General features: G+C 70.5%; 14 protein-coding genes. 4 read left to right on the plus strand and 10 right to left on the minus strand.

Features of this window, described 5'->3' with window-relative positions; all coding sequences use genetic code 11:
* The first annotated feature begins 2 nt into the window (after window positions 1–2).
* The 3 genes from dgcA (at window position 3) to AC6JA9_RS30150 (ending at window position 3,686) form a co-directional block, all read left to right on the plus strand.
* Complete coding sequence (dgcA, locus tag AC6JA9_RS30140; protein ID WP_223783982.1) at window positions 3–989, plus strand: N-acetyl-D-Glu racemase DgcA; 987 nt, start codon at window positions 3–5, stop codon at window positions 987–989.
* 91 nt (window positions 990–1,080) lie between these two features.
* On the plus strand, window positions 1,081–2,928 hold the full coding sequence (locus AC6JA9_RS30145) for a MutS-related protein (protein ID WP_497958222.1): 1,848 nt from the start codon (window positions 1,081–1,083) through the stop codon (window positions 2,926–2,928).
* A 221-nt stretch (window positions 2,929–3,149) separates the two neighbouring features.
* A complete protein-coding gene (locus AC6JA9_RS30150) occupies window positions 3,150–3,686 on the plus strand; it encodes a hypothetical protein (protein WP_141323680.1) in 537 nt (178 codons plus the stop codon).
* Window positions 3,687–3,757: 71 nt separating this feature from the next.
* On the opposite strand, the gene AC6JA9_RS30155 is transcribed toward AC6JA9_RS30150, so the two are convergent.
* Window positions 3,758–4,930 carry a thiolase family protein gene (locus AC6JA9_RS30155; RefSeq protein WP_141323678.1) on the minus strand — a complete coding sequence of 391 codons (1,173 nt, stop codon included), beginning with the start codon at window positions 4,928–4,930 and terminating at the stop codon, window positions 3,758–3,760.
* Between the two features lie 77 nt (window positions 4,931–5,007).
* A complete protein-coding gene (locus AC6JA9_RS30160; protein WP_248545974.1) occupies window positions 5,008–7,398 on the minus strand; it encodes a 3-hydroxyacyl-CoA dehydrogenase/enoyl-CoA hydratase family protein in 2,391 nt (796 codons plus the stop codon).
* 132 nt (window positions 7,399–7,530) lie between these two features.
* On the opposite strand from AC6JA9_RS30160, the gene AC6JA9_RS30165 reads away from it, so the two are divergent.
* Entirely contained in the window at window positions 7,531–9,285 is a 1,755-nt protein-coding gene (locus AC6JA9_RS30165) for a M1 family metallopeptidase (RefSeq protein WP_223745502.1), read from the plus strand.
* A 27-nt stretch (window positions 9,286–9,312) separates the two neighbouring features.
* On the opposite strand, the gene AC6JA9_RS30170 is transcribed toward AC6JA9_RS30165, so the two are convergent.
* The 8 genes from AC6JA9_RS30170 to AC6JA9_RS30205 form a co-directional block, all read right to left on the minus strand.
* Complete coding sequence (locus tag AC6JA9_RS30170) at window positions 9,313–10,194, minus strand: DNA-methyltransferase (protein WP_497960779.1); 882 nt, start codon at window positions 10,192–10,194, stop codon at window positions 9,313–9,315.
* A gap of 219 nt (window positions 10,195–10,413) precedes the next feature.
* A complete protein-coding gene (rpmE, locus tag AC6JA9_RS30175) occupies window positions 10,414–10,683 on the minus strand; it encodes a 50S ribosomal protein L31 (RefSeq protein ID WP_141323673.1) in 270 nt (89 codons plus the stop codon).
* 109 nt (window positions 10,684–10,792) lie between these two features.
* Window positions 10,793–11,737 (minus strand): bifunctional UDP-sugar hydrolase/5'-nucleotidase, encoded by a 945-nt coding sequence (locus tag AC6JA9_RS30180; protein ID WP_497958223.1) that lies wholly within the window; start codon window positions 11,735–11,737, stop codon window positions 10,793–10,795.
* Window positions 11,738–11,803: 66 nt separating this feature from the next.
* Entirely contained in the window at window positions 11,804–11,935 is a 132-nt protein-coding gene (locus tag AC6JA9_RS30185; RefSeq protein WP_255316141.1) for a hypothetical protein, read from the minus strand.
* A complete protein-coding gene (locus AC6JA9_RS30190) occupies window positions 11,932–12,780 on the minus strand; it encodes a tetratricopeptide repeat protein (RefSeq protein WP_223745499.1) in 849 nt (282 codons plus the stop codon). Before AC6JA9_RS30190 ends, AC6JA9_RS30185 begins: the two co-directional genes overlap by 4 nt.
* 59 nt (window positions 12,781–12,839) lie before the next feature.
* Complete coding sequence (locus AC6JA9_RS30195) at window positions 12,840–14,039, minus strand: CheR family methyltransferase (protein WP_497960781.1); 1,200 nt, start codon at window positions 14,037–14,039, stop codon at window positions 12,840–12,842.
* A 67-nt stretch (window positions 14,040–14,106) separates the two neighbouring features.
* Window positions 14,107–15,162, minus strand: coding sequence for a chemotaxis-specific protein-glutamate methyltransferase CheB (gene cheB / locus AC6JA9_RS30200; protein ID WP_141332148.1), 1,056 nt, complete (start codon window positions 15,160–15,162; stop codon window positions 14,107–14,109).
* A 79-nt stretch (window positions 15,163–15,241) separates the two neighbouring features.
* Window positions 15,242–16,924 carry a hybrid sensor histidine kinase/response regulator gene (locus AC6JA9_RS30205; RefSeq protein ID WP_223745858.1) on the minus strand — a complete coding sequence of 561 codons (1,683 nt, stop codon included), beginning with the start codon at window positions 16,922–16,924 and terminating at the stop codon, window positions 15,242–15,244.
* Between the last annotated feature and the right edge of the window lie 546 nt (window positions 16,925–17,470).

Raw genomic sequence — 17,470 nt, forward strand, 5'->3', positions numbered from 1 at the left:
CCATGCGCAAGCTCACCGTCCGACACGAGAGCTGGCCCATCGCCGGCAGCTTCACCATCTCCCGGGGCTCGAAGACGAGCGCCGAGGTGGTGGTCGTCACGCTGGAGGAAGGCGGCGCCGTGGGGCGCGGCGAGTGTGTGCCCTATGCCCGCTATGGCGAAACGGTGCCGGGTGTCCTGAAGGCGCTGGAGGCCGCGCGGGCGCGCATCGAGGGAGGGCTGTCCCGGGAGGAGGTTTCCGAGGTGCTCGAGCCCAAGGCCGCGCGCAACGCGCTGGACTGCGCCCTGTGGGACTTGGAGGCGAAGCGGACCGGCAGGCCCGTCTGGGCGCTGCTGGGGATGCCCGAGCCCCGGCCGCTCGTCACCGCGTACACGCTGAGCCTGGACACGGCGGATGCCATGGGCCGGGCCGCGGTGAAGTCCGCGCACCGACCGCTGCTCAAGGTGAAGCTGGGACGCGGGAGCACCGAGGACCTGGAGCGTCTGAGGGCCATCCGCGAGGGAGCCCCGACCAGCCGGCTCATCGTGGACGCCAACGAAGGCTGGAGCCCCGCGGAGCTGCCCGGCCTGCTGGATGCGTGCGCGAAGCTGGGGGTGGTGATGGTGGAGCAGCCCCTGCCCGCCTCGGACGACGAGGCCCTGCGGGGACTGGGGCGCCCGGTGGCCGTGTGCGCCGACGAGTCCGCGCATGACCGGCACGGGCTGGCGGCGCTCGTGGGCAAGTACGACGCGCTCAACATCAAGCTCGACAAGACGGGAGGGCTCACCGAGGCCCTGGCCCTGGCCCGGGACGCGCGAGGGCACGGGCTGCAGCTCATGGTGGGTTGCATGGTGGCCACGTCCCTCTCCATGGCCCCCGCGGCCCTGGTGGCCCAGGACGCGGAGGTGGTGGACCTGGACGGTCCCCTGCTGCTGGCGAAGGACCGCGAGCCGGGCCTGCTCTTCGAGGGCAACACCCTGTTCTGGCCGCCCCGGGAGTTGTGGGGCTGAAGGCCCGGGTGGGGCTTCGTCGTCCCGATGGCACCCGACGACAAGGGCCTCTTGCCCTGGGCGGGCCGGAAGCACAGCATGCGCGGCCACCGTGTCCGTGAACGCCACCCGCCCGAGTCCCCACCACACGTATACCGAGCGCCGCGCCGCCGCCCAGGCGGAGCTGTCCGTCCTGGACCGCATCAGCGCCCGCTACGCCAACCTGCGCACCGTGGCCGTCCTCGCCGCGGCCATCATCTCGGGCCTCATCCTCACCGGACGCCTGCCCAAGACGTGGTGGTGGGGCGCGCTCGGCTTCGTCGTCGTCTTCATCATCCTCGCCGTCATGCACCACCAGGTGTTCCGTCGCGAGGAGCGCCAGCGGCTCTATGTGACGCTCAACGAGCGGGGCCTGGCGCGCCTGGGGCACGGCTGGCACGAGTTCACCGAGCAGGGCGAGCGCTTCGCCTCCCCCTCCCACCTCTACACGCCGGACCTGGACGTCTTCGGCCAGGGCAGCCTGTTCCAGCTCCTCAACGAGACGGCCACCCGCGCCGGTGAGGAGCGGCTCGCCGCGTGGCTGTCGTCCCCTGCCTCACGGGAGGTCGTCGAGGCCCGACAGGGCGCCGCCCAGGAGCTGGCCCCGCGCGTGGACTTCCGCCAGGACCTCTGCGTGGACGCGCGCACGGTGGCCAAGGAGAAGGCGGACCCCGCGCTCTTCATCCAATGGGCGGAAGCCGGCTCCTCGCTCGACTCCATCCGCTGGTCCCGTCCGCTGGCGGTGGTGCTGCCCTTCGTGACGCTCGCGCTCTTCGTCCTGGGCGAGGTGGGCGTGATTCCCGGCGCATCCGTCTGGGCGGGCCTCATCGCACAGCTCGCGCTGGCCGCCGCCACCCGCAAGACGCTCAAGCGGATGGACGACAACGTGGAGAAGGGCGAGCGGGGCTTCGCGCGGTATGCCCCCCTCTTCGAGCGCATCGAGAGCCAGCGCTTCGAGCATCCCCTGCTGCGCCAGCTCCAGACGGGCCTCCAACAGCAGGGCGAGCCGCCGGTGTCCTCGCACTTCCGTCGCTTCAGCCAGCTCTTCTCGCTCATCGAGTTCAAGCGGCACCAGTTCCACTCCATCGTGCACTGGCTCACCCTCTGGGACATCCACGCGCTGTTCGCGCTGGAGAACTGGCGCGAGAAGCACGGCACCCGCGTGCGGCACTGGTTCGAGGCGCTCGCGGAACTGGAGGCCCTGTCCTGTGTCGCCGGGCTCGCGCATGACCGCCCCGCCTTCGCCTGGCCCACGCTGGTGAAGGAGGGCCCCATCGTCGAGGCGACGAAGCTGGGACACCCGCTGCTGGACGCGCCCGTGCCCAACGACGTGTCCCTCCCCGGCCCCGCGCACGCGTTGATCATCACCGGCTCCAACATGAGCGGGAAGACGACGCTGATGCGCGCTGTGGGCGCCAACGTGGTGCTGGCGCTCGCCGGAGCGCCCGTGTCCGCCGCGTCGTTCCGCCTGTCACCGCTGCATGTGCTCACCAGCATGCGGGTGAAGGACTCGCTGGAGCGCGGCGTCTCGTACTTCTACGCGGAGGTGCAGCGCATCAAGGCCGTGCTGGACGCGGCGCGCGCAGCGAACGGCCAGGCCCTGTTCCTGCTCGACGAAATCCTGCTGGGCACCAACACGCGAGAGCGCCAGCTCGCCTCGCGCGAGGTGCTGCGCCTGCTGCTCGCCACGGGCGCCAGCGGCGCGGTGACGACGCATGACCTGTCGCTCACCTCGCTCGCCGAGGAGACCACGAACGCGAAGGTCCGCAACGTCCACTTCAGGGACCACCTGGAGGAGGGACAGATGGTGTTCGACTACACGCTGCGGGAAGGCGTGGTGGACACCACCAACGCGCTGCGCGTGCTGCGACTCGCCGGTGTCCCCGTGGACGACCCCGAGGCGCCCGAGCGTCGGAAGTAGGCCCGCTCCACCCCGCCGCCCGTTCTCCGGGCGCGCAGCCCCTGCTCGCCATCACCGCCTGCCCTGCGTCCGGCCCCTGTCTTCGAGTCCAATCCCTTCGTGAGGTGCTGAGCACCCGCTGGCGCGAATCATGTCGGACGAGCTCCGCCTCCGCGTGCCCATCGCACGACCGCTCCCGCGCCCGACCATCATCGGCTCACGTGGCGCTCGAGCCACGGTCCATGGAGGAACTGATGATGAACCACGCGCTCCACGCGGTCCTGTCCACCCTGTTCATGGCGACCCTCTTGCTGGCCCCGGCCAGCCGTGCGCAGCCCGTGGCCCTCACCTGCCCGGGCACCTTGAGGGTCAACTACGCGCCCGGGCTCTCGAACACCCCTCGGCTCATCACCGTCGACTCGAAGGCGCTCTACGGCCCCTGCACGGGGCTCCCCCTGGGGCTCGTGTCCGCGAGTCTCGATACGTTCGCGCAGACCCCACTTTCGTGTGGCCTGCTCGAGAACGGAAACCTGTCCCTCACACTGAAGTGGAACGACGGGACCTACAGCACGGGGCAGGGTCGAGCCCTCCTGCGCGCCGCGCCCCTGGGAGAGGTTGTCATCGCAACGGAGTCCACGGTGACCGAGGGCCGCTTCGTGGGCGCCACGGTGGTCGTCACCTCCACCCTGCTCCAGACGGACTTTCTCGCATGCTCGACGCCCCAGGGCGTCACCTCCGTGGCGGGCCCCTCCGTCCTCGTCATCACCCGCCTCTTCTGAGGTCTCCGAACGAAAACGGGCCCCGGGAAGCGCTTCCCCGGGGCCCGTGAACTTTCAGGAGCGTGCGGCGATTACTTCGCCAGCTCGATGAGCGCCGCGGCGCCCATGCCGCCACCGATGCACATGGTGACGACGCCGTAGCGGCCGTTGCGGCGCTTGAGCTCGCGCAGAATCGTCGCGACCAGCCGCGCACCGGACACGCCCAGCGGGTGACCCAGGGCGATGGCGCCCCCGTTCGGGTTCACCTTGTCCTCCGGGATGCCCAGCTCACGGATGCAGTACAGCGCCTGCGGAGCGAAGGCCTCGTTCAGCTCGAAGACGTCGATGTCCTTCACCTCGAGCTTGTTCTTCGCCAGGAGCTTGCGCACCGCGGGCACGGGGCCGATGCCCATGACCTCCGGAGGCACGCCCGCGACGGCGAAGTCCACGAAGTAGCCCAGCGGCTTGACGCCCAGCTCCTTCGCCTTCTCCTCGCTCATCACCACCGCCGCCGCCGCGCCGTCCGTCAGCGGCGACGCGTTGCCGGCCGTCACCACGCCCTTGGCGTTGAACGCCGGGCGCAGCTTGCCCAGGCCCTCGGCCGTCGTCTCCGGACGCAGGATGGTGTCCACCGACACCGTCACCGTCTGCGCGTTGCCCTCCTCGTCGTAGACGGTGGTGGTGACCGGGACGATCTCCTCCTTGAACTTCCCCGTCTCCCGAGCCGTCGCCGCGCGGCGCTGGCTCTCGGCGGCGAACTTGTCGGAGTCCGCACGCGACACGTTGTGCCGCGAGGCGATGTTCTCCGCCGTCACACCCATGGAGCTGTAGATCTCCGGGTGGTTCGCCATGATGTCCGGGTTGGCGCTGACCTTGTTGCCGCCCATGGGCACCATCGTCATGGACTCGGTGCCACCACCGATGCCCACCTGGATGTGGCCCGCCTGGATGGCCGCCGCAATCTGCGCGATGGCCTGCGTCCCGGACGAACAGAAGCGGTTGATGGTCATCGCCGGGACGTCAACCGGCAGACCCGCCAGCAGCGTGGCCTGACGCGCCACGTTCATGCCCTGCTCGGCCTCCGGCATGGCACAGCCCAGGACGACGTCCTCGACGTCCGACGGCTTCAGGCCGGGGACCTGCGCCACGGCCTCCTTGATGGCGACGGCCGCCAGGGTATCCGGCCGCGTGTCCTTGAACTCTCCCTTGTGCGCGCGGGTGAACGGCGTGCGGACCGCGCTGGCAATCACGACTCGACCAGGCATCTTGATGTCTCCTTGCCCGGGTAACACCCGGGCATGCAGCGAAATTTATGTCGTCGCCAATGAGTACCGGCCGGCCGTCAATTCCGCAGCGGCTTGCCCTTTTCGATCATGTGCGTCAGGCGGTCCTGGGTCTTCTCCTCGCCGCACAGGCTCAGGAAGGCCTCGGCCTCCAGTTCGAGCAGCTTCTCCTCGGTGACCAGCGCCGAGGTGCTGGTGTCGCCGCCGGTGAGCACGCGCGCCAGCTTCTGGCCGATCTTGCGGTCGTGCGCGCTGACCTGCCCGTTCATCTCCATGTCGTACAGCATCATGTCGATGGTGGCGTAGCCGCTGGGGCCGCCCAGCCGGAAGCGCGAGGGACGCGGCGCGCGGAAGCCCGCGTCCGCCATGCCCAGCACGCGCGCCTTCGCGTCCGACAGGAGGAAGTCGCGGTTGGCGCTGATGCCGTCCGCCTGCGTGAGGAAGCCCGCCTCGCGCGCCTCCTCGGCGCTGGTGGCGACCTTCGCCGTGCCGATGGACAGGAACACCTTCTTGAGGAAGGGGAACGGATCGAAGTCCTTGTCCGTGGAGTATGCGCCGTAGACGTTGCGCAAGAGCTGCATGTTGCCGCCGCCGCCGGGGATGAGGCCCACGCCCACCTCGACGAGGCCCATGTACAGCTCGGCGCTCGCCTGCACCGCGTTGCCGCCCATGGTCACCTCGGCGCCGCCGCCGAGCGTGAGGTTGAAGGGCGCCGTCACCACCGGCACCGGGCTGTAGCGCATGCGCTGGTTGGCCGCCTGGAACGACGTCACCAGCTTGCGGATGTCCTCGTACTGGCCGCTCTTCGCCGCCCACACCAGCGCGACGATGTTCGCGCCCGCGGAGAAGTTGGCGCCGTCGTTGCCGATGACGAGGCCCTTGAAGTTCTTCTCCGTCTCGTCCAGCGCCGTGTGCATCATCTCGATGATCTGGTCATCGATGGAGTTCATCTTCGTGTGGAACTCCAGCAGCGTGGCGCCGTCGCCCAGGTCCCACAGGGTGGCGGAGTCGTTGCCGGCGACCTTCTTGTTGCCGCGCTTGAGGTACTCCACGCGCTGGGTGCGCGCGTTCTCCGGCACCACCTTCACGGACTTCGTGGGGATGTCCCAGTACGTGTCCTTGCCGCCCTCCACGCCGTAGAAGGACTCGCGGCCCGTGGCCAGCATGTCCTCCACCCACTTCGCCGGCTTGAGGCCCAGCTCCTTCATCCGCGCGACGCCCTTCTTCACGCCGTACGCGTCCCAGACCTCGAAGGGGCCCAGGTCCCACCCGAAGCCCCAGCGCACGCCGCGGTCCACGTTGACCACGTCGTCGGCAATCTCGGGGATGCGGCGGCTGGTGTACGCCAGCACGTCCAGCGTCACCTGCTCGGCGAACTTCGCGGCCTTGTCCGTGCCGTTCATGACGACGGCGACGCGCTCCTTGACGTTCTCCACCTCGCGGGCGGCGCCCAGCGACTCGAAGCGCACCTTGCCCTGCGGGCGGTACTCGAGCGTCTTCAGGTCGAGCGCCAGGATTTCCTTCCCGCCGGAGCTCTTGTCCTTCTTGTAGAAGCCGCCGCCGCTCTTGTCGCCCAGCATCCCCTTCTCCACCATCTTCTGGAGGAAGCCGGGGATGGCGAAGACCTCACGCTCCTCGTCCTGCGTCAGCGTGTCGTAACAGTTCTTCGACACGTGGACGAAGGTGTCCAGACCGACGATGTCCGCGGTGCGGAACACGGCCGACTTGGGGCGCCCCATGGCCGGGCCGAAGATCTTGTCCACCTCCTCGATGGACAGCTCCGCGGGGCCCATGGCCGCGATGGTGCGCATCATCCCGTACACGCCGATGCGGTTCGCGATGAAGTTGGTGGTGTCCTTGCCGTAGACGATGCCCTTGCCGAGCACCTCTTCGCCAAAGCGGTGGATGGCCTTCATCACCGCCGGGTCCGTGTCCTTGCCGGCCACGAGCTCCAGGAGCTTCATGTAGCGGACCGGGTTGAAGAAGTGCGTGACGAGGAAGTTCTTCTTGAAGGCCTCGCCCCGGCCCTCGGTCATCCCGACAATCGACATGCCGGAGGTGTTCGAGGAGATGATGGCGTCCTTGCGGGCGTGCTGCTCCACCTTGGCGAAGAGCGCCTGCTTGACGGCCAGGTCCTCCTTCACCACCTCGATGACCCAGTCGCACTCGGAGATGCGCGACAGGTCGTCCTCGAAGTTGCCCACCTCGATGGCGGTGAACACCTGCTCGGACATGATGGGGCTGGGCTTCTGCTTGCGCATGTTGGCCAGCGCCCCGAGGGCGAACTTGTTGCGGAAGGCCTTGGTCGAGGTGTCCTCGCCCGGTGCGGCCTTCGGCGGAACGATGTCCAGGAGGAGCGCGCGCACGCCCGAGTTGGCCAGATGGGCGGCGATGCCGCTGCCCATCACTCCGGCGCCCAGCACAGCTACCTTGCGGATCCGCGTCGTCATTGGGGAAGGCTCCCTTGCTCTTGTGGGAAGGAGGGGACTGCACAAATGTAGGCGATTGACCCGAAAGTCAATCGGTTCAGCGGGTGGGAGCACTCGCCACCCGGCGCGCCAGGGACTACAAACCGGACCTCCATGGCTCGCCCCGACCCGCACTCGTACAACGACAGCACGCAGCCCGAGACGGAAACCCTGGACTGGAGGGCCCGCGTCGACTTCCGCACGCGAAGGCTGCACGCCGAGGCCACCTTGACGCTGAAGGAAGCGTCCGCCGGTCCCCTCGACCTGGACACCCGGGACCTGGAGATTCTCAGAGTCGTAGACGGCAATGGTCGCCCCTTGCCCTACATGCTCGCGCCGCCCGAGCCGATCCTGGGGAGCAGGCTCCGCGTGGAGCTGCCCCAGGGCGTGCGCCAGCTCACGGTGCACTACCGCACGTCCCCCACCGCGAGCGCGCTGCAGTGGCTGACGCCCTCGCAGACGGCGGGCGGGCAGCACCCGTTCCTCTACAGCCAGTGCCAGGCCATCCACGCGCGCAGCCTGGTGCCGCTGCAGGACACGCCGCGCATCCGCATCCGCTACCGCGCGTCGCTGCGCGTGCCCAAGGCGCTCAAGGCGGTGATGGCCGCCAGCTTCGTCGGCCGCGAGGAGCACGGCGTGGAGGCGGAGGAGCACTACGAGATGCCGCAGCCGGTGCCCCCGTACCTGCTCGCCTTCGCGGTGGGCAGCCTCGCGCCGAAGGAGCTGGGGCCGCGCTCGCGGGTGTGGGCGGAGCCGGAGCTGCTCGAGGACGCGGCGGAGGAGTTCTCCGGCGTGGACGACATGCTGCGCGCCGCCGAGTCGCTCTTCGGGCCGTACGACTGGGAGCGCTTCGACCTGCTCACCATGCCTCCGTCGTTCCCGTACGGCGGCATGGAGAACCCGAGGCTGACGTTCCTCACGCCCACGCTGATTGCCGGCGACAAGAGCCTGGTCAACGTGGTGGCGCATGAGCTCGCGCACTCGTGGACGGGCAACCTCGTGACGAACGCGTCCGCGGAGCACTTCTGGCTCAACGAGGGCTTCACCGTGTTCGCCGAGCGCCGCATCCTGGAGGCGCTGGCGGGCAAGGAGGTGGCCGCGCTGCACGGGGCGCTGGGGCGCCGCGCGCTGGAAGAGGCGATGCACCACTTCCGCGAGCACCCGCACCTGACGGCGCTGCGCACGCACCTGACGGGCGTGGACCCGGACGAGGCCTTCTCCCAGATTCCGTACGAGAAGGGCTACCTGTTCCTGCGCGCGCTGGAGGACGCGGTGGGCCGCGAGACGTTCGACGGCTTCCTGCGCCGCTACCTGGCCACGTACCGCTTCCGCGCGCTCACTACCGAGGAGTTCATCGCCTTCACCGAGCGCGAGCTGCCCGGGGCCCTGGCCAAGGTGGACGCGGACGCGTACCTGCAGCGGCCCGGCATCCCCGGCGGCGCGCCCTCCCCTCGCTCCAGCCGGCTGGAGACGCTCCTGCGCCTGCGTGGCACCGTGCCGTCGAAGGACGCGGTGAAGGACTGGACGCCCGCGGAGTGGCAGCTCTTCCTGGAGTGGCTGCCGTCGGACGCGCCGCGAGACTTGTTCCGCCAGCTGGACGAGCGCTTCGAGCTGACGAAGAGCCGCAACTCGGAGGTGCTGGTGGCGTGGCTGGTGGCGGCCCTGCGCGCGGGCTGGGAGCCGGCGGTGGCGCGCACCGAGGTCTTCCTGGGCGAGGTGGGCCGCATGAAGTACCTCAAGCCCCTGTACGGCGTGCTCAGCGCGTCCCGCGAGCACAAGTCGCTGGCGCGCTCGCTCTTCCAGCAGCACCAGGAGCGCTACCACCCCATCGCCCGGCAGGGCGTGGAGCTCATCCTCTCCCGCGCCTGACGAAGGCGCGGGGAGGAGGACGACGGACTACTTCGCCGACTGCGCCTTCAGGCGCTTCTCGGAGAGGTCCAGGTACTTCTCGTCCATGTCGATGCCCACGTAGCGGCGGCCCAGCTTGAGGGCCGCCACGCCCGTGGTGCCGCTGCCGTTGAAGGGGTCGAGAATCAGCGCGTCCTCGGGGGTGCTCGCCTCGATGATGCGCTCCAGCAGGGCCACCGGCTTCTGCGTGGGGTGGCTGCCGTGGGACTTCTCCTCACCGCCGCGCGGGACGGTGAGCGTCCACAGCCGGCCCTCGCCGTCGTCCGTGACTTCCGCGTCGCCGGAGGGAGGCAGCACCCACGCGTCGCGCATCTGCTTGCCGCCGTTGTCCGACTTCATCTTCTTGTAGTTGAAGACGTGCTGCAGCTTGCCGCCCGACTTCGGCGAGGCCCAGATGAGCAGCTCCGTCGAGTGGGTGAAGTAGCGGCAGGCCAGGTTCGGGCTGGCGTTGGGCTTGAACCAGGTGACGGTGTTGAGCAGCTTGTAGCCGAGCTTCTGCATGGCGAAGCCGGCGTTGAAGATGACGTGCTGGGTGCCGCTGACCCAGAGCGTGCCGGTGGGCTTGAGCAGCCGCTGGCAGGCCTCGAGCCACGCCGTGGTGAAGGCGTGGTCCTCCTCCACCCCGCGCGACACGTCCCAGTTGCCCTTCTTCACCGCGACGCGCTTGCCACCCTTGCAGGTGGTGCCGCCGTTGGAGAGGAAGTACGGCGGGTCGGCGAAGATCATGTCGAACGTCTGGGGCTCGAACCGGTTCAGGAGCTCCAGGCTGTCCCCGTGCAGGAGCGTCCAGGCGTCGCCCTTCGCGTGCACGCTCTCGTTGAGGGAGCGCCGGACAATCTTCAGGTCAGGGGCAGCAGCTTCAGCCAACATCACGCCTCCGTCGGACTCTTCGTCGTGGGACGCGGCGGAATGTGCGGTGACTTGAGTGCTACGTCTAATTTCTGGCCTGTAGCACCCTGAAATTTGACCCGGGGGGCTTGCCGTGGAAACGACTCGAGCAGGGCGGGAGCGCCTCCAGTGAGGCCCTCCGACACCCTGCTCGACGGTGCTGCGAATGGCTGTCACGCGGCGAGCGCGCGACGGCTCGAATCAGGCCTTGGCCTTCTTGCCCTTGGCGGCCGGGACGGCGATGGCGCCCTCGGCGGCGGCGGTCTCCGTGGGGTTCGCCGCGTACTTCTTGCGGAAGCGGTCGATACGGCCGGCCGTGTCCACGAGCTTGTACTTGCCCGTGAAGAAGGGGTGGCAGTTCGAGCAGATTTCCACCGAGAACGAGCCGCGGGTGGAGTGGGTCTCGACGATGTTGCCGCACGCGCAGGTGATGCGGGACGGCGGATAGACGGGATGCACTTCCGGCTTCATGACGCTCTCCAGGGTGCCTTGCCCCCAGCCGCCCACGGCAGGGAGGTCCGGCACTGTAATGGCCGGCGCTTATAACGGCGCGCCGACCGGGGCACAAGACCAGCGCGGCTCAGTGGGCCGCCGAGCCCGGGGGCTCGACACGTTCCACCGCCTTCTGGACGACCGGGTCCGCCGGTACGTCGCTGCCGAGCTGGATGTACGACAATAGATGCGTCCGGGCCGAGGGCGTTGCGCCGCCCGCCAACGTCTTCTCCAGGGACTGGCGCCGGGTCTCCAGGCTGGCGCTCGAGGCCTCGAGCGCCCGCTTCTGCGCCTCGTCCTTCATCTGTCCCAGCCGCTCCTTCGCCCGGGCGAGGTTCGTCTCGACGATGCGCAGGCTGTCGCGGGTGCGCTCGCGCTCGGAGACGTCCACGAAGCGACCGGGGCCGTCGATGGACAGCTCCAGCTTCGCGACCTGGCGGCCCCGCTCCCCCGGAGGCACCACGGTGGTCAGCCCCACGCGCTGGGCGATGCCGGAGCCCCGCCCCTCGTGCGACTGCATCACGAAGTCCACGCCCTCCAGCTCACCGGCGAGTTGGAGCAGGTCGTTGTAGGGCACGGCGGCCAGCAGGATGACCAGGTCCACCTTCTGCTCGCGCAGGCGCTTCACCTCGGCGGTGACGGCGGGGAGCACGGGCAGCCCCTGGCGCTGGACCGAGGCGGCCTTGCCCTGGGCGAAGGGCTCCATGGGCTCCGGGCGCTCGGTGGCGGGCGAGGCGCCCACGAGGCCCACCTTGAGGCCGCCCACCTGCGTCACCATCGACGCGGGGAACAGCAGCTTGCCCTGCGCGTCCGCGAGGTTCGCGGACAAAAGCTTCAGCTTCGACTTGCGCGACTGCTTGAGCAGGAAGTCCACGCCCAGCGACAAATCGCGCGTGCCCACGGCCATGGCGGTGGTGCCCTGCGCGTTCATCTGCGCGAACACCAGCTCGGCGCGCGCGCGGGCATCCGGGGCCTCACCGCTGTCCCGGCTCTTGAAGAGCGCGTTGCCCGCGTCCAACACGAGGACCGGCACGCCCTTCGCGCGCTCCTTCTCTATCGTGACTTTTCTTCTGGCCAGACCGCCAGACGGGTTGTGTCGTCAACCACAGGGGGCGACTTCGCCCCCGTTGTCTCCGGTGAAGAGGAGCACGAGCTGCTTGGGCGCGGCCCCCGCGACGAGCGGGAACAGCAGCGCGGCCAGCAGGGCGAGCCCGGGCAGGCGGAGGCTCACTTCTTGCCCCCCTTCTTCGCGGGCGCCTTCGCCTTGTCCAGCTCGGCGATGCGCTCCTTGGCCGTCTTGGCGGCGGCGGACTTGGGGTAGCTCTTCACCAGCTCCTCGAGCGCCAGGCGCGACTCGTCCTTCATCTTGAGCTGGGCGAAGCACTCCGAGGAGCGCAGGTACGCATCCGGCGCGGAGGGCGTCTTCGGGTGGTCCTGCACCACCTTGCCGTACTCGAAGAGGGCCTCGCGGCACTTGGACTCGGAGAAGTACGTCTCGCCCAGGCCGTAGTGGGCCTCGCCCACGAGCGCGTCCTTGGCCCACTTCTTCATCAGCTCGTTGAAGAGCTGGCGCGCCACGAGCAGCTCGCCGGCCTTGGCGCGCTCCTGCGCGAGCGCGAGGAAGTCCTTGGGGTTGGTGGGGCGCTGGAGCTCCTCGGCCTTCTTCTTGGCCTCGGCCTCCTTCACGGCGGCGGCGCCCTGCATGGCGAGCAGCTTCTGGTCCTGGGCGCCGAGCGCCGTCTCCAGCTCGGTGATTTTATGGAGGTAGGTCTCCACCTGGCCGCGCAGCTGGGACAGGTCCTCCATCGTCTTCTGGAGCTGGATGCCGATGTCCGCGTCCTTGCGGCGCGCGGCGGTGTCCAGGCCGTCCAGGGCCTTGGTGACCTCGGCGACCTTCTCGTCGATCTTCGGCAGGACGATGGCGAGCTGCGCGCGCGCCTCCTTCAACTCCGTCTGCATCTGCGCGGAGTCGGTGCCGAGCCGGTCGACCTTCGCCTCGAGGGCGCGGCCGCGGTCCGCGGGATAGAAACAGCCAGGGAGCGCTACCAGCAGCGCGAACAGGACGAGCCTTCGCATGGGGCCGGCATCTTAGGGCCAAATCGGCGCGTCGTCCGGACTTCTCGCCGAGGGGGCGGCTAGCGGGGCCCGCCCAGGGGCTCCAGGCGGCCGGCCGCGTGCGCGCACGCCACCCGCAGGCGGCTGGGGTTGAGGAAGAAGGGCACCGGCCGGGCGCGGCCCTCCTCCAGGGCGACCAGGGCGCGGCGGTACTCGGAGGCCGCCTCGAGGGGGCGGCGGCACTGCTCCAAGAGCAGGGCCAGCAGGTAGCGGGCGGCCGCATGGTCGGGGTCCAGTTGGAGGCACTGGCGCAGGTCCCGCTCCGCCACCGCGTCCGACACGCCCGACGCGGCGCCGTCCAGCACGCACGCGAAGAGCAGGTCCGCCTCGGCGAAGGCGGGCGCCAGCGCAGGGGCCTCGAGCGGGGTCGCCGAGGAGGACGGCGCCGTGCCCCGGGAGGGCCCCTTGGAAGGTCCCGTCGGGACGGAGGCGGGCGGGCCTCGCGTCGGCTCCACGAGCGCCAGGCGCTCGGCGTCGCTCCGGACGTGGAAGAACGCCGACTCCGTGCGGACCACGCGCAGGGTGGGCGGCACCTGGAGCAGCGGCTCCGAGGACGACAGCACCAGCGTGCCCCCGGGCGCGAGGCTCTCCGCCAGCGTGGCGACGGTCCGGTGGAAGGACTCCACCGTGAAGTAGATGAGGACGTTGCGGCAGAAGATGACGTCGAAGCCGCGCTCGGCCGGGGCCCGGGGATAGGGCACGTCCATCAGGTTGTGGACCTGGAAGCTGGCCCGCTCGCGAAGCCCGCCCACCAGCGCCAGGCGCGAGCCCGTCGACACGAAGTAGCGCTCCCGGAGCGCGGGCGGCACCCGACGCAGCTGCTCCGCGGAGAAGGAGAGCCCGCGCGCGCGCCGCAGCGCCGCCTCCGAGATGTCCGTGCCCAACACGGTGCTCCCGGGGCTCGCGCCCGCCTCGGCCAGCAGGACGAGCAGCGTGGCCACCTCCTCGCCCGTCGAGCACCCCGCGCTCCACACCCGCAGGGGCCCTCCCCTCGCCCGCTCCACCAGCGGCCCGAGCACGTGCTCGCGGAAGTCGGTGAGCTGCACCTCGTCCCGGAAGAGGTCCGTCTTGTTCACCACCACCGCGGAGATGAGCCCCTCCAGCTCCGCGGCGCCCGTGGGCGACTTGAGGAACGCCAGGTACTGGTGCGGCGTCAGCCCGCGACACCGCTCCGCCAGCCGGTCATCCAGCCGACGAATCTGGGGCCCGCTCAAGGCCATGCCCGTACGCGCCGTGAGGAAGGCGCGCACGAAAGCCCATGGCGCGCTCGGAGCACGCACCGCCAGCTCAGCGCCCCACGGCCAACGACTCACCCCGCGCCAGCCGCGACAGCGTCGCCGCGACCTCGTCGCCGTGGATGAGGTGGTCCACCGCCTTGCGCTCCACCGCCGCGCCCGGCATGCCGAACACCACGCAGGACTCCTCGTTCTGCGCCAGCGTCAGCCCTCCGGCCTGACGGATGGCCAGGAGCCCCTCCGCGCCGTCCGCGCCCATGCCCGTCAGCACCAGGCCCACCGCGCGCCGGCCGTAGGTCCGGGCCGCGCTCTCCAGCAGCGTCGTCCCGGAGGGCATGTGCCCGTCGCGCTCCACGCCCGCCTTGAGCGCCACCCGTCCCCGGAAGGGAATCATGGTGTGCTGCCCCGGCGGCGCGATGAGCACGTGGCCCGGCATCAACGGCTCGCCGTCCTGCGCCAGCCGCACCTTGAGCCGGCTGGTGTTGCCCAGCCACCCCGCCAGCGACTCGGCGAAGGCGGCGTTGATGTGCTGGACGATGACGATGGGCGCGGGGAAGTCCGCCGGCAGCTCCGACAGCATCCGGCACAGCACCTGCGGCCCGCCCGTGCTCGCGGCCACCACCACCACGCCCATGGACACGGCGGGCAGCACCGACGTCGTCACCCGGGGCGGGGTGATGCCCTTCTGGGGACGACGCAGGTGGCGGATGACGCGCACCGAGGAGAGCAGCTTGATCTCCCGCACCAGGTTCCAGGCCTCGGGGCCGGCGTCGATGGCGGGCTTGATTTGGAGCGCGAGCGCGCCCAGCTCCAGCGCCCGGTACGTCAGCTCCGGCGCCTGCGAGCGCGGGTCCGCCGTCAGCACCAGGATGGGCGTGGGGCACTCGGCCATGATGTGCTCGGTGGCCGTCAACCCATCCATGACGGGCATGTCCACGTCCATGGTGATGACGTGGGGCCGCAGCTCCTTGGTCATCTCCACGGCCTGCTTGCCGTCCGCGCACGAGCCGACCACCTCGATGTCGGGGTCCTTGCTCAACGCCTCGCAGATGAGCTGTCGGCAGATGAGTGAGTCATCGACCACCAGCACCGACACTTTCTTGCCCATGCCCTGTCCATACCCCGTGCGCGAGGCGCCGAGTATAGCCAATGCTCCGTCCTGTCCTCAGGAGGTTGAGCGGGGGCCCTCAGGACAACAGTCGCCCCACCACATCCACCAGGTCCTGGCGCACCAGGTCCCCCTTGGTGACGTAGGCGTCCGCCCCCGCCGCCAGCCCACGCCGCCGGTCCTCCTCTCCACCACGGGTGGTGAGGATGACGACGGGCAGCCTGGGCCGGGCGGAAAGTTCCTTCAGCCGGCGGGTCAGCGCCAGGCCGTCCATGCCCGGCATCTCCAGGTCGGTCACCACCAGGTCCACCGGGGTGCCCTCCAGGACGTCCAGCGCGTCCGCCCCGTCGGCGGCCATGACGGTGTCATATCCCACCGCCTCCAGGAGGTTGGAGATGAGCTCCCGGGTGAGGGGGGAGTCGTCCACGACGAGGATGCGCCGGCGCCGTGACTCCGTCTCCGGGGCCGACGAGCGGGGCAGCTTCAGCGGGGACGTCCCGTGGGCGCTGGCGGTGAGGTAGGCCGCCGACAGCACCATGGCGAGCCGGCCGTCCGCCAGGGAGGTCGCGCCCGTGAGGTGGCCGAAGCGGGCCAGCACGCCGCGCAGGGGGAGGATGGCCTGGACGCGCTCCTCGAGCACGCGGTCCACGACGACGGCGGCGGCGCCGCTCTGGCTGCGGACCACCAGGACGAGCTCCCCCTCCCGGACCTCGCGCTCCGGGGACAGGCCGAGCAGCGAGCCCAGGGACGCCAGCGGCAGCACGCGGCCCTCCACGAGCAGCGCGGGCCGGCCCGCCACCTCGCACAGGTGCAGGGGCTCCACCTTGAGGGCGCGCGAGACGTGGGTGGCGCTCAAGGCGAGCGTCTCCGTGCCCACCTGGACGAAGAGCAGCGGCGCGACGGTGAGGGACACGGGGACGCGCAGCTCGAAGATGGTGCCCCAGCCGGGCGCGGACTCGACGCCCACGTCGCCCCCCAGGCCCTGGATGGAGGCGCGCACGGCGTCCAGGCCCACGCCCCGACCCGACAGGTCCGTGACGACCTCCCGGGAGGTGAAGCCCGGCAGGAAGATGAGCTCGCGGGTGGCGGCGTCGGACAGCGCGTTGGCGGCGCTCTCGTCCAGGACACCCCGGCGCACGGCCACGCGGCGCAGCTCCACGGGGTCCAGCCCCATGCCGTCGTCCTCGACGCGCAGGATGATGCGGCTGCCCTCGCGCGCGGCGCGCAGGGTGAGACAGCCCCGGGGATGCTTGCCGGAGGTGACGCGGTCCACGCGCGTCTCCAGGCCGTGGTCCAGGGCGTTGCGCACCAGGTGCATCAGCGGCTCGCGCAAGGCCTCCACCACCGCCCGGTCCGCGCGGGTGTCCTCGCCGTCGACGACGAGCTCCACCTCCTTGCCCAGCGTGCGCGACAGGTCTCGCACCATGCGCGGATAGGGCTCGAAGAGGACGGACAGGGGGAGCATGCGCAGGCCCTGGACCTCCTCGACGACCATTCCCAGGTCGCGGAGCTCTTCGTTGGAGAGCAGCTTGGACTCGCGATGGAGGTCCGCGGCCAGCTCCTTGGCGGTGCCCAGCCGGGCCACCAGCGCGGCGGCGGCGGGGCCCAGGTCCTCGGCCTCGCGGGCCAGCTTTCCCAGCTCCCGGGCCAGGGCCAGGCGGCGGGCGTTGGCGCGCTCCCGGCGACGGGCGACCTGGGCCAGGTTCGTCACCGCGCTGGTCAACAGGTCCAGGCTGGCCACGTCGATGCGGACCGCGTCCATGCGCGTCTCGGGCTGACGGGGCGACGTCGAGGTCCCCTGCCCTGGCGCGGCCACGCGAGGGCCCGGGGCAGGCGTGGGCGAGGGACTCGCGCCAGTCGCTCCTGTTGAGGGGCGGGCGGGGCTCGTCTCGGGACGTGGCGCGGAGGGCCAACCGCGATTCTGCGCGACGGTCGAGATGCCTCCCGTGGGAGGTGGGGCGCCACCGCGCAGTGGAGGCTCGGAGGGTGCCACCGTGGACACGCGGGTCATCCCCGTCCCTGAGACCCGCCAGAGCGGATTGCCACCGGGAGCCGTGCGCACCCCGCTGCGAGCAGGCCCTTCGGCGACACCGCCCTCCAGCCAGAGGGGCGCATCGGGGACGGCGCCTCCGCTTCGGGACGGGACGTCGGAAACGCGCGCCTCGCCGTGCGAGGTCCCATCGAGAGCATGCGCCTCGCCGCGAGGCGCGACGGTGAAAGCCGGGGCTAGGCTCCGCGCATCGGCATCCCTTCGGGACGCGGCATCGGCGGCAGGAGCATGGCTCCGCGCATCGCCTTCGCTTCGGGA

The organism is Myxococcus sp. MH1, assembly GCF_059738865.1.